Source organism: Halopseudomonas sp. (genome assembly GCF_041579695.1).
Classification (GTDB): domain Bacteria; phylum Pseudomonadota; class Gammaproteobacteria; order Pseudomonadales; family Pseudomonadaceae; genus Halopseudomonas.
The window spans coordinates 1-2,847 of record NZ_JBFGFI010000168.1; the positions used below are offsets into that span (position 1 = coordinate 1).

Below are 2,847 nucleotides of genomic sequence, written 5' to 3' on the forward strand. Positions count from 1 at the left end.
ACGGCCTCCTCGAATACCCCTTCACGGCTTTCCAGCAGCGTGAAGTCTTTGCTGGCCCGGGTAATGGCGGTGTAGACCAGCTCCTTGGTCAAAACGGGGTTGCGCGCCGGAGGCAGCACCAGTGCGGCATGGGCAAACTCCGAGCCCTGCGACTTGTGCACCGTCATCGCGAATACGGTTTCCACCTCGGGCAGGCGGCTGGGCAGTACAAAGCGGATGCCGCCGCTGCCGTCGTTGCGCGGAAACGCCACGCGTAGCGCCTGGCGCTCCGGTGTGCCGGGGAGCAGCGCCGGCTCGGCCACGCGCAGAGCGATACCGACATCGCCGTTCATCAGTCCCAGCGCATAGTCATTGCGGGTTACCAGCACCGGTCTCCCCTCGTACCAGCCCTGATCGCTGGCCAGCAGCCCGCGACTGCGCAGCAGACCGGCAACGCGCTGGTTGACTGCCTCTACACCCCAGTCACCGCGGCGTACCGCGCAGAGCAACTGAAACTGATCGAAACCCGCCAGCACCTGCTGCGCCCATCGCTGCCAGGCATCATTGTCGGCCGCCATAGCAGCGGGCGGGCGTTCTGTTTCCATAATCTGCAAGTAGCCCTGATAACCGGGCAACGCAGCCGTTCCCAGAACACAGGTGGCAAAGGCCGGATCGCCTGTCCTGTTCAGGCTACGCTGATGAATATCGGTAAAGTCCCCACTGTGCAACAAACCTCGGGCCTCCGCGGCGGCACAGCGGTTGACCGCGCGCGCCAGCTCACCAATACCGCTGTTACCGTCAAAGCGGTGCGAGTAGCGCAGCATCGCGGTCTGCTGCTCCAGCGCGTGGGTCGCATCCTCGCCAGGCTGCAAACCAGCCTGGGCCAAGGGCTGACCACTTACCTGCTCCAGCCATTGCACTGTCTGCGGACTGTAATGTCCCTGATCGGCGCGCCGGCACAGATCCCCCAGCACAGCACCGGCTTCCACCGAAGCCAGCTGGTCCTTGTCACCGAGCAGGATCAGCCGTGCGCCGGACGGCAGGGCAGCCAGTACGCAGGCCATCATTTCCAGATCGATCATCGAGGCTTCATCAATCACCAGCACATCCAGTGCCAGCGGGTTATCGCAGTGGTGACGAAAATGCCGGCTGTGCGGCAGACTTCCCAGTAGGCGGTGCAGCGTGCCTACCTCGCTGGGAATGGCTGCCCTTACCACCTCATCGACTGGCAGCGACCCTACCTGACGGCCGATCGATTCGGTCAGTCTCGCCGCCGCCTTGCCCGTCGGCGCGGCCAGGCGGATCCGCAGCGGTTGGCCGGCTGCCACCGCCGGTGCCTGCAAAAGCGCGAGCAAACGCACCACTGTTGTCGTCTTGCCGGTACCGGGGCCCCCGGTGATGATACTGAAACGCCCACGCGCGGCCAGCGCACAGGCCAGCCGCTGCCAGTCAGGGATTTGCGTACTTTTAGCAAACAGCGCCTGCAGCCGCTGGGGAAAATCTTCCTTTACCGCCAGCGGCGCCCGCAGCCGCGCATGCACATCGCTCACTACTTGCTGCTCGTACTGCCAGTAGCGACGCAGATACAGGCGCCGACCGGCGAGCACCAGCGGGCGCGTGCCTCGCTCCGGCGCTTCGCTATCGACCACTGCACTGGCACTCAGGGCCGCCTGCCAGTGTTCCAGACAGTAACCCTGCAACAATTGCGATGGCAGCAGCGCACCACCCGCCTCGCCATTTTCCGGCGGCAGAGACAAGGCAAAGTCCGGTTCCTCCAACGTGGCCGCAAGATCCAGACACACATGGCCATGGCCCAACTGATGGCTGACCAGCGCTGCCGCGAGCAATACCGGCGCCGGACACTCCGGACTCTGCTCGCGCAGAAATCCCACCAGGGCACTATCCAGTGCGCGCAGCCAGCCGAGGTTCTGCCAGTCATCCAGCAGATTCAGCAGCAATTGACCGTCATCCAGACAGGGGTTCAGGTTGGGCCCTGTGTTCAACAGATCGAGTTGTTCAGACATGCGCCGCCTCCAGCGTCTGGCCGGCAAACAGCCGGTCCAGACCTTCGATCAGCTCGCGCGGCGGTCGTGTATGCCAGAGCCCGCCGTTGTGCGCCTCGACCCCGCGTATGAACCAGTAAGCCGCACCACCCATGTGCCGGTCGTAGTCGTAATCGGCCAGGCGTGCGCGCAACTGTCGATGCAGCGCCAGCACGTAAAAGACATATTGCAGGTCGTAACGGTGTTCCAGCACAGCCTTGCGCATGGCGTCCTCGCTGTAGGCAGCGGCATCCTTGCCCAGCCAGTTGGACTTGTAATCCAGCACCCAGTATCGCCCCTCATGCTCGAATACCAGGTCGATGAACCCCTTGAACAGGCCGTTCAGTTGATCCCGGCCCAGGGCCGGGCGGTCGGCGGAATCCAGCGTATGGGCTCTGACCAGCTGATCGATGGCTTCGGCGCTCACGCCATGGGCGGCAAAAAGAAACTGCATCTCGCTCTGGTACTGCCCCGGCTGCAGATCAGCAAGGCTCAGCCCGCTTTGCGGTACCAACCCGCCGAATGCCAACAGACTGCCCAGCCAGTCGGTCAGGCAGTTGCCCCACTCATTCCAGTTACGTCGCTGGCAGCGCGGATATACCCGCTCGGCGCAATAGGCCTGATCGGCAAACCGGGCAAAGCCCTCCTCCGCCGCCAGCTCGAGCAGACCATGCAGGAAGGTACCGGGCTGTGGGCCGCGCGGAAAGCGGTGCATCGTGGCTGTTTCGCCCGGTCGTATGGGTGCGAATATGTCTTCCTTGTCGTCGGCGAAATAATCCGTGTCGTGCCCACCGGTCAACGCGCTGTATGAGCCGATCCACCAGCG

The 2,847-nt window shown here is 63.8% G+C and carries 2 protein-coding genes; both read right to left on the reverse strand.

What is annotated here, in order from left to right:
* The coding region (gene recD / locus ABYA88_RS15970; RefSeq protein ID WP_373188375.1) for an exodeoxyribonuclease V subunit alpha at positions 1 to 2,003 on the reverse strand (2,003 nt) is incomplete at its 3' end.
* A partial coding sequence (locus ABYA88_RS15975) for a PD-(D/E)XK nuclease family protein (RefSeq protein ID WP_373188376.1) occupies positions 1,996 to 2,847 on the reverse strand: 852 nt, incomplete at its 5' end. The genes ABYA88_RS15975 and recD, both read right to left, overlap by 8 nt.